Annotated in this window: 10 protein-coding genes and 1 tRNA gene; 7 read left to right on the top strand and 4 right to left on the bottom strand. The window is 63.4% G+C overall.

Features of this window, described 5'->3' with window-relative positions; all coding sequences use genetic code 11:
• Window positions 1–4: 4 nt before the first annotated feature.
• Window positions 5–76 (top strand) — tRNA-Val (locus P1T08_17455).
• 13 nt (window positions 77–89) lie between these two features.
• Here P1T08_17455 and P1T08_17450 read toward each other — a convergent pair.
• A complete protein-coding gene (locus P1T08_17450) occupies window positions 90–263 on the bottom strand; it encodes a hypothetical protein (GenBank protein MDF1597869.1) in 174 nt (57 codons plus the stop codon).
• Between the two features lie 558 nt (window positions 264–821).
• Here P1T08_17450 and P1T08_17445 point away from each other — a divergent pair.
• The 3 genes from P1T08_17445 (at window position 822) to P1T08_17435 (ending at window position 3,296) form a co-directional block, all read left to right on the top strand.
• On the top strand, window positions 822–2,096 hold the full coding sequence (locus tag P1T08_17445) for a hypothetical protein (GenBank protein ID MDF1597868.1): 1,275 nt from the start codon (window positions 822–824) through the stop codon (window positions 2,094–2,096).
• Between the two features lie 2 nt (window positions 2,097–2,098).
• Window positions 2,099–2,548: a hypothetical protein gene (locus P1T08_17440; GenBank protein ID MDF1597867.1), complete on the top strand. Its 450-nt coding sequence runs from the start codon at window positions 2,099–2,101 to the stop codon at window positions 2,546–2,548.
• Window positions 2,549–2,798: 250 nt separating this feature from the next.
• Complete coding sequence (locus tag P1T08_17435; GenBank protein ID MDF1597866.1) at window positions 2,799–3,296, top strand: hypothetical protein; 498 nt, start codon at window positions 2,799–2,801, stop codon at window positions 3,294–3,296.
• Window positions 3,297–3,498: 202 nt separating this feature from the next.
• On the opposite strand, the gene P1T08_17430 is transcribed toward P1T08_17435, so the two are convergent.
• Both P1T08_17430 and P1T08_17425 read right to left on the bottom strand, forming a co-directional pair.
• Window positions 3,499–4,656, bottom strand: coding sequence for a tyrosine-type recombinase/integrase (locus P1T08_17430; GenBank protein MDF1597865.1), 1,158 nt, complete (start codon window positions 4,654–4,656; stop codon window positions 3,499–3,501).
• Window positions 4,657–4,718: 62 nt separating this feature from the next.
• Window positions 4,719–4,919: a helix-turn-helix domain-containing protein gene (locus P1T08_17425; GenBank protein ID MDF1597864.1), complete on the bottom strand. Its 201-nt coding sequence runs from the start codon at window positions 4,917–4,919 to the stop codon at window positions 4,719–4,721.
• A gap of 220 nt (window positions 4,920–5,139) precedes the next feature.
• On the opposite strand from P1T08_17425, the gene P1T08_17420 reads away from it, so the two are divergent.
• Entirely contained in the window at window positions 5,140–5,745 is a 606-nt protein-coding gene (locus tag P1T08_17420; protein MDF1597863.1) for a hypothetical protein, read from the top strand.
• A 61-nt stretch (window positions 5,746–5,806) separates the two neighbouring features.
• Here the strand turns inward: P1T08_17420 and P1T08_17415 are convergent, their stop codons facing one another.
• Window positions 5,807–6,880, bottom strand: coding sequence for a hypothetical protein (locus P1T08_17415; GenBank protein MDF1597862.1), 1,074 nt, complete (start codon window positions 6,878–6,880; stop codon window positions 5,807–5,809).
• 436 nt (window positions 6,881–7,316) lie between these two features.
• Here P1T08_17415 and P1T08_17410 point away from each other — a divergent pair, with 436 nt between their 5' ends.
• Together P1T08_17410 and P1T08_17405 are read left to right on the top strand one after the other, a co-directional pair.
• Window positions 7,317–8,366 carry a hypothetical protein gene (locus tag P1T08_17410; protein ID MDF1597861.1) on the top strand — a complete coding sequence of 350 codons (1,050 nt, stop codon included), beginning with the start codon at window positions 7,317–7,319 and terminating at the stop codon, window positions 8,364–8,366.
• The coding region (locus P1T08_17405; protein MDF1597860.1) for a hypothetical protein at window positions 8,324–9,021 on the top strand (698 nt) is incomplete at its 3' end. The genes P1T08_17410 and P1T08_17405, both read left to right, overlap by 43 nt.

Below are 9,021 nucleotides of genomic sequence, written 5' to 3'. Positions count from 1 at the left end.
GCTGGGGCGCTTAGCTCAGCGGGAGAGCGCTGCCTTCACACGGCAGAGGTCACTGGTTCGATCCCAGTAGCGCCCACGACCGGGATCCCTTATGGGGCAAGGGTTTCCGGTGATCGGGGTCGAAGTTCCACCACCTCGGAAGGCTCAACTGTCCGTCTGGTGTCCGTCTGAGCTTCCGATCGGAGTCGATCGAGACCCTCCATCGCCGCCTCATCGACGCCTTTGAGCAGCAGGTGTAGTACCCGGAAACGAAGCTGACGCACATCTCCGTGAGCTCCTGTGGGCTCGGGAGTGAAAGGTCTCGAACTCTGGCCATGGCGCCGATCCGCATCCGTCCATCGCGCGCGAGCAGGCGATGGAGGTGAAGAACGCGAATTCATGCGCACCGTACTACCCGGACAGGCATCTTGTGTATCGCGTCTGGCAGCGAAGCACCCAGGTGCGCCCAGTCCAACGCTGGCGGGCATCGGGAACGAACCCGGTCTCGGCGGTGCGCTTCGCCGACATCGCGCGGGGCCTGTATTTGCATAGACCGAATCCGGGAAGCTCGCACGGATAATATTGCCTATCCGTGCAATGGCCGTGGGGCACCGACCTCGCCCGTGTCGACGCAAGCTGGAAACGTCGTCCGTCGAGCAAGCCGGATCACACGGTCGGCTCACGGTAGGTACGACGCCGCCGAACCACCGTTCAAGTCCTGCCAGGCCCACCAGCTCTGAGAAGCCAGGGATGCGGATTCGCTAATGGTCGACCGACGGAGCGTCGAATCTACTCTCAGGAGGAGTCGCCGGGGACCTGAAGCAACCAGAGAGAGAGCACCCATGGATGACACCCGCACGCTGCAGTTCGCCCGCATGGTCGACGAGCCTTTCGTGAGTTGGATGTCGCTGCCGCCCGATCTCTACATCGAGACCGACGCCGGACTCGAACGCCTCGGGACAGCCAGCGGCCCGGTAACCGTACCCGCTGACGCCTGCGTGCTCCTATGCCTCGGCGGGAGCATGCCCGGCACCGATCCGCTGGCACAGTTGCCACCGGACGCGATCGACAAGGTCTGGGCGGGCAGTCTCTCGATCACAGACGACGACCTTCGCAAGCTCGCCGGCCAGACGTCGCTGCGCGAGCTGTCGATCGGGTTCCATCACGGTCGCGATCTCCTCATGGGTCACGCCAATCCCCACGAGATCACCGACGAGGGCATGCGGCATCTGCGCGCCTTCAAAGAGCTGGAGCTGTTCGAGGTCCGCTCTCACGAGCTGACCGACGCCGGCCTCGCCCACCTCACCGATGCTCCGCTACGCCACCTCCGCCTCACCTATGGCATGGTGACCGGCGCAGGTGTTGCCTCACTCGATGCTGATCTCGAACATCTGACGCTCGAGATCAGCCGCCCTCCCGGCGGGATGAAACTCGACTTCGCAGACCGGTTCCCCTCGCTGCGCGAACTCGGTCTCCGTGCCTGCGGGCTCGTCGACGATGAACTCGCCAAACTCATCCATCTTCCGGACCTTCAGGTCCTCGACATCAGCGCCAATAGACCCTCCCGCTACCAGCTGATGCGCGAGGACATCCAGCCCACAGGGGGGCTCATTACCGACATCGGGCTTCGCCACCTCAGTCACCTCACAGCGCTGCGCCAACTCGACCTAGGCGGTCTCGACTTCAGTGACGTAGGTGTCGGGTCGCTCGGTCCCATGGAGCGGCTCGAGAGTCTCGGCCTCTCCGCCACCGACATCACCGACAAGGGCCTGCGACGTCTACCTAAACAACCTGCGCTTACGGCCCTCGAGCTCTCCAGCACCAAAATCACCGACAAAGGTGTCGCCCGGCTCAGCCGGAAGTTCCCTGCACTCAAGTATCTGGGACTCACCAACACCACAATCACCGACGACGCGATCGAGGCGCTCAACAGGCTTCCCGCCCTCGAAGAAGTAGTGATCTATGACACCGGCGTCACCATCGAGGGCCTCAGCCGGCTGAAAGACCATCCCTCGCTGCGCCTACTCAACGTCTTCGGAATGTTCGAAGAGAACGATGAGTGGAGACGGCTCGAAGAGGCCTTGCCGGGGGTCGAGATCGAGCCCGGCTGCTGGTAGCGATGAACCTGAGCCCCGACGTTGGCCTTGCCGTCAACCACGACATGGCCCGACCCGGCATCGTCGTGGTCGTCACTGGCGCCGGGCATTTTGGACGAGTCGGGGATCCGCACCTATCGTGGCAACGACGGTCTCTGGACCACCCGGAGTGTCTTCACCACCGTGCAGCTGTGGCCGAGTGGCTTGCCGTCCTGGCTGAAGCGATAGCGAAAGTGGAGCTCTTCGACCTCGATCGACCCCGGATCGTGGAAGCGGAGCCGCCGGATCCGCGGCGAAATCGCAAACGTGACATGGATGTAATCATCGAGATCGGCTTCGTTCACGATGCCGCACAGGCATCACACGAAGTGGGGATCGAGTCTCTCCCGTCTGCAGAAGCTGGTGAAGACGTTGGTGCCGGCACCCTTACGAGCAGCCAGTCCATGTCGAAGAGCAGATCGACCAGGCCTTGACCCGCCGTGACCAGAGAGCCGCCGCCCGTTATCTCCGCAGCGAACTAATGCCCCTCGAAGCTCGCCCGCCGGCACCCAACCCGACCCGCACCGAGCTAGACTCCCTCACCGGACTACGGGAACTTCTCGCCACGATGAGTGACGACGACGTCGAATTCCTTTTGGAGATGGCGCGGAAACCAGCGGGGCGGAACCATTGACGGACCGGACGGGAACTCGGGAGACTGTCTCCATCTTCACCGTGTTGGTCGTGGCACTTGTTATCGGGGTGCTTGCCTACAACTGGCACAACCATCGCATTAGTGAAGAGGCCCGGGACGAGGAGTTGGGCACATTCGCCCTAGCGAGCTACAAAGCGGCATGCCTCATGGCTCCGTGGGAACCCACGCTCGCCGAATCCGAGGTCTACGACTTCGAGCTGACCGGCAGGGTTCTCGCAAGGCTTTCGGCGGTCGACTTTGATCGCGGGCGCCTCGAGCCCGCCCCCAACCATATCGAGAGCGAGATTGCCGACCGCTGGCTGAAGGTATACCTGCTCATGGCAAGCGCTCTCCGCACAGAATCCTGGGCACAGATCGACGAAATCGATGTCACCTGGTACGGCCGAGACTACGGCCAAGAGATGAAGGATCTAGGGAGGGCATGGGCCAACGCGGTTCGGCCCATCATGGAAGATCCAGCGAATCGGACATCCGATTGGTTCGACGCCTGCATGAGGATCAGCGAATTCTCTATCGATCTGGAGTAGGCACAAGGCTGCGAGAGATCTTAGGGACCCCCATGATTGGTCGGAAGGGTCGCCTCGAGGCCTTGAATCGCACAGATAATGTCAGTTATCCGTGGGTCGAATCTCGGCTCTTGGTGGCTGTTCGGCAATGACCGATGCTTCGGGACTTGCGGTCACACGGCGGTCACTGGTTCGTTCCCAGTGGCGCCCACGATAGAACGCCTTACGGAGATTGACGATTCTCGTTCTCGGCTCTCATCGAAACGACGTTCGACCCGTGGGGTATCCGTCTAGTGTCCGTCTGAGCTTCCGATCGCAGCCGATCGAGACCCTCCATCGCAGCTTCGTCGACGCCTTCGTAGAGGTGTCCGTAGACGTCGAGCACCGTTCTTGTGCTCTCGTGTCCGAGCCGGTCGGCGATGTATCGCGGCGATTGGTTCTCGGCGATCAGTATGGCTACGTGGGTGTGGCGGAGGTCATGGGGGGTGCAGGGCGTTCCGACGGAGGCCGCAACGGCGGGGTTCCAGTGGCGGCGGCGGAACCTGTTGTAGTCGAGCGGTCCGCCTTGGGCGTGGGAGAACACCAGATCCGATCCTGAGGGGTACTCTCTGACATGGGCCGCCAGTGTGTCGCAGAGGAAGGCGGGGATGCCGATGGTGCGGTAGGCCTTCTTGGACTTGAGCGGTCCGGCGACCATCTGCCAGGAGCCTTGCCGGCTGAGCTGCTCGTCGACCCGGAGGGTGCGGCGGAGCAGGTCGAGGTCGTCGGTGCGGAGGGCGGCGAGTTCGCCGAAGCGGAGTCCGGTGTAGGCGGCGGTGAGAACCCAGGCCCGGTAACGGGAGTCGATGGCGTCGGCGAGATGCTCGATCTCAGAGACGGTGAGGAAGCGTTTCTCGTCGCGGTCGTCTTTGGGGAGCTTGATCTCCCGGCACGGCGTACGGGCGATGAGACCGTCGGCGACCGCCACCCTGAATGAGCGAGACAGGATCTGATACGCCTTAGCGATCGTGCCTGGGGCATAGCCCCGGTCCTGGAGATCGGCAATCCAGCGTCTGATCTCGTTTGGTTGTACCGCACCGATCTCCGCATCTCCGAAGGTCGGCAGGATCAGGTTACTCAGATAAGAGGAGTCGCGGGCTCGGGTCGAGTCGCGTCGGTTGGGACGGGTGGCATCCACCTGGACGGCCCACTCGGAGAACTTGACCCGGCCGGCGGCAGGGTCGGTCCACTCGCCCCTGATCTTCTGCACCTCGACTGTGTGAAGGAACTTCTCGGCGTCGACCTTGCGGGCGAAGTTCTTCGATCGCTCCTTGCCGTACGGGTCGACATAGCGGACTTGCCACCGGTCACGGGCGTTGGGATGTCGTCGAATGTGGGCCACGCGTAGCCTCCTTCACCTGTGGCACCGCCGGTGCTCACCGTAGATGCTCGTGGCAAGTGCGGTCAACGAGTTCGGCCTGCGGTGGAGTGGAGCTGGCCGCGTACCCACTGGTCGACGTCGCTCCAGCGGTAGCGGACGTGCTTGCCAACCCGGAACCCGGGCGGACCCTCGCCTGCGTGTCTCCAGGCGTACAGGGTGGCGACGGGCACTGCGAGGTACTCGGCCAGTTGCTGGGTGGTGAGAAGACGATCGAAGGCATCCATGACTGGCATCGTGAGGGTCGACCCTGTCAACGGAGTGTTCCTGGAGTGTCACGTGACCGGTCGCGAGGGCTGATCGTTCGCCAGGCGAAACCACTTGGCGAGAAGGGCGATTGGAGGGTGTCTGACAGGGTTGCTGACAGGGTTGCTGGTGCAAAAACTCAAGAACGCGACACCTGCTTGGAGGATTTGGCCGACCGACAGCAGACCGTAGTCTTGTGGCATGTCATTACAAGCGCTGCTTGCCTCAGCGACGCCAATCCGGCACAAGCTCCGATCGTCAGGCAATCCTGAGTCCACGAATGTCGAGACGCGCCTCGATGTTTCAGCTCGCCATGTTGCTGCGACGCGTCTCGGAGCCGAGTTATTCGATAGTCCGGGCGCGCTTGGCGTATTTGCAGATGGCGCGACGGTACAGACAGGCGCTCTGCTCATGGCCTTCGGGAGCGGACAGACGAGTATCGATCTCTGCGCGACGGCACTGTTGCGGTGGTTGGGCGCCGTTCCACCTCCCGGACGGGAGCACGACTTCGGGGACCTTCGACAGAGAGTGGAAGACGGCCGAGTACGCCTCACCAAAGACGAGCAGTCTTGGTTCGATGCGATCGCCACATCGAACACGGGAGGTCAGCTAACCGATCTGCGCCATGCCATCATTCATCGAGTTGTCCGTCAGGACGTGCGTGTGGTGATCGGGGGGAACCATTCCACCACCATCTCGCCGAGCACTGCTTCAGCGGGTACCGAGGAGGCGAACATCACTTTGAATCGTGTAGCCAAGTTCGTTGAGGACCGCTGGCACGACTTCTGGCAGGGTCTCAGGATGTGAGAGGGGCAGCCGTTTGGTTGGGCGCCGGCGACCGAGCTCATCAGCCAGGCGTGGGCTTGCCTCAGCGCTCGATCTCACCGTACGGCGTTCCATGCTGGCGACTGAATAGGGACTTGACTGGGTCAGCCCCGGGCTCCAGCAGGCGGATGAGCTCGCGCTTTTCGATCCATTCGAGTGCCTCCGCGAGGGAGGTGTCTGCGTGTGAGCGCACCTCTTGCGACAGACGCAGATAAGGACCGACCCACCGGCCACCGCCGTCGGGCCATCCACCCGCTTTGACGGTGAATCTGGTCTCCATCGCGACTGCCTCGAGCCCGGCAGAGGTGTACGCCCAGTCGTCGTTGATCAGCACTCGGAGCAGTCCTTCAAGACGGGCAGGACTCTCAGCCTCGGCTGCTCGGGCATCGCGCATGACCTGGATGCTCTTGAGCAGCCGCTCGAGCGAGTGGCCAAATCCGAAGCCACGAGCAGGTTCGTTGCGACGTTCGAGTCCGGCCTGCAGCTCGGCTGCGATCACTGACGGTTCCTGGTCTGTCCACATAGCGGTCGAGTCAGTCTTCAAGGGGACCGGGATCGGGTGCCCCTTCACGAGGATCGGCTGGGCGTCAATCTCGATCGGCTCGAAGTCGATGTAGATGGTCAAGACCCGTTTCGGATCTACGAACGAGAGCATGTACAGAACAGGACACGCAGGGTCGCTGCTCGTGCGCACGTGGAACATATCGGGGTCTATCAGGCGGTCGCGCACAGCCTCGACGAGCAGGGCTCCAACCGCGGCTGAGGTGATGCCGCCTTGTCGGATCGATTCCATACGGGCCGCGGCCTGTCGTCGCTGCTCAGAACGCTCTTGTTCTTGAGCAGCGTCGACATCCTCCAGGTGCTCAATCCGGTCGCGCAGATCTGCAGTGACGCGTTCAGCCTCGGCCCGTGCCGTTGATGTGGCGACTCGTCGCACGACTCGTCGCTCCAGGAAGACCAGGACGGACGCGAGCCCTATCGCCGCCCCGAGCTCGATCAATACTGACGACCACGCATCAGCGGTGCCCTTGCCGAGCCATAGTCCGGCGCCCAAGGCGGCAAGGCCCGCAACCGTTACCGCTGTAACGAGGGGCCAGTTGATTCTCTCGCGCTCCACCCAGAGGAGGATAGAAGCGGTCGGTCTACAGCACGAGGACCCCTGACTCATCAGCGGCTACGGTACAGCATCGGAGTGCGCTCGAGACCTGAGGTGCTCTCGGAGCGCCGCTGTCCGAACAGATCCCGGTTGGAAATCTCAGGCCAGTGGCATTCGACGGCGACGAATCCCTTGACATCCCGCAGTTGGAGGGTTTCTGACAGGGTTGCTGACACTCTGGTGACAGGGTTCCGTGCGATCGTCCGGTCATGAGCATGGCGTTCCGCTGGTTCTGCATGGTCCCTTTCCGTGGTTGGAGGGTCTGTGACATCGTGATGACAGGTTGTCGCGTTCGTCGACGGTCCGCGCCCCTTACTGGATGTCATGCTGGATCGTGTTCGGCCTGCACAGGTTCGAGTTGAGGAGGGTAGGTTTGAATGCCACGGGGAGTAGCCGTATGAGCACACGACACTCGTTAGCCGGGTTCGGCGGTCCTGCCCGGCCGCCGTCTGTTGTCAGCGTCGCATTGGCGGCGCTGTTGGTGCTCGGCGCCTGTACGGAGGCGGCGGGCACGACCACTACGACTTCGGCGGGGCCCCCGTCGTCGACGACGGCCACCGAGACGACCGTAGACCCGCCCGCAACCTCGACGTCAACGTCCGTCGCTACGACCTCGACGACGACGCCCATCCCGGATCACGAGGTGATAGCTGCGTGGTCGTCCTACTGGGGCGCATGGACCGAGGTGCGCGCATCCGACGATCTCGATCCAGCACCGCTTCGGGCGGTGGCATCAGCGCAGGTTGTCGAGGGCGCGATCGCCCTGTTCGAGCGCCAGCGCGAGTCTGGCCAGGGTCCGATTGAGACCGACGTGTCGCTGCACGCGACGGTTACCGCAGAGCAGGCCGACAGCGCCACCATCGAGGACTGCGTGCTGCTGGCACCGTCATTCACCGACACGGTTGGGGTGTGGCACGAGGCAGATCTGGTGCGGACCGGCGAGGGCTGGGTCGTCGACGCGATCAGGATTCCGAGCGCTGGCGGGTGCGTCCCCGAGGAGATGGCAGACTCAGCCATTGCCGGATATCAGGCGTACTACGACGCCCGGTCGTCGTTCTGGGATCCTCCCGATCCGGACAGCCCGTTGCTGGAACAGGTGTTGACGGAGCCACAGCTGAGCTTCATCACGGGTCTCCTGGACGAGCACGCAGCTCGGGGCGCGGCCCTTCGTGGTCAACCGATGACCCACCCGGAGGTGATCGAGGTGAGAAGCGCGTCCGAGGTCGTGATCCTCAGTTGCCTCCAACCCGACCCCGACTACGGGCTATACGACCTGGCAACGGGCGCGCGCCTGGACGACGTGCCTTCGGTTCGAGAGGGCCAGCGGGACCTCCAGTCGGCGGTCATGGTGTTGGCGGACGGAGCGTGGAAGGTGTCGGATCTTCAAGGACAGGTGGATTTCGCATGCGAGTTCGCACCAACCGATCGGGGCCTACCAACGGTCTGATCCTGGCGGCGGCGGTCCTGGTGCTGTCGACGCTGATCTCCGCTCGCCCCGCGCTCGCCGACCACTGCTCGGGAGACGGTCAGATCGATGACCGCGGTGGCGATGTGGTCGGGGAGTGCCACGGGATTGTTCCCGGCGAGCCCGAGACCTACACAATGAACGAGCTGTGGGACTACTACTGCGCTGACGCGGGGCCGTTCCGGGAGGGTGACGAGGTGGGCTTCTACGAGGTCGGGCCGGTCGAGCCGGATGAGATCGAGCTGTTCGGTCTCGACCCGACGGGCGTGTATGTGTGGTACGACGTGATCTGCTGGCGTGATGGTCGGGGGGACATCGAGGTGCAGATCATCGTCGAGGTGACACCGGGCGTGCCACCGGAGGTGATCCGTGACATCGCGGCTGCGCGCCTCGAACCTCCCCCTCCTGTCCCGGCGACGAGTCCGCCTCTGGCCAACGAGACCTTCGTTCAGGTACCGACGTGGCTGTGGCTCGATCCGGGGTATTGGTCGCCGCTGGAGGCATCCGAGACCCGCGGTGCGGTCACAGTGACCGTGCTGGCCACCCCGACCCGCGCCACTTGGGCGATGGGTGACGGCCGTGAGACCACGTGCTTCGGGCCGGGCGTCGCCTGGACCCAGGGTGCAGCCGAGGATGC

It is taken from the genome of Acidimicrobiia bacterium, from assembly GCA_029210695.1.
In the GTDB taxonomy this organism is placed as follows: Bacteria; Actinomycetota; Acidimicrobiia; order Spongiisociales; family JAHEDJ01; genus JAHEDJ01.
The sequence above is the reverse complement of the archived record's forward strand: the minus strand, read 5'-3'. Positions and strand labels throughout refer to the sequence as shown.